At 42.5% G+C, this 400-nt stretch carries 1 pseudogene; it reads right to left on the minus strand.

The annotated features are described in order from the left end of the window. Positions 1–400: pseudogene (locus E3E37_RS11380) on the minus strand (sulfate adenylyltransferase); the annotation flags it as partial.

The raw sequence follows: 400 nt of genomic DNA on the forward strand, positions 1-400 counted from the left end.
GACAGTTGCGAGTGTAGCTGCATCCTTTGGATAGCAGTGCTTGAATAGAACTTCATAAGCCTTGATGATTACTTCATCCTTGTAATCCCCCTTCTTCTTCTTTCCTAACACTGGATTTATGAAGAGACCATCAACGAAAGTCAATGCAGCTTTTTGAACGTATTCATGTCCCATGTGAGGAACATTTCTCGTCTGGAAGGCAACTATCGTCTTCCATCCCCTCTCCTTGAATAAAACTCTCGTCTCAACTGGTCTGAGAGTGTATTTGGCAAAAGGATTAGGTAACTCGTTCAAAAGCTCAATCTCACCGCCGACTAAATATTTACCCATTGCATAGACTTTAGCGACGCCAGGATGATTAGGATCAGTCGTCTTGAAAACCTTCTGAGCGAATTCTTTC

Source organism: Thermococcus sp. ES12 (assembly GCF_012027515.1).
Classification (GTDB): Archaea; Methanobacteriota_B; Thermococci; order Thermococcales; family Thermococcaceae; genus Thermococcus; species Thermococcus barossii.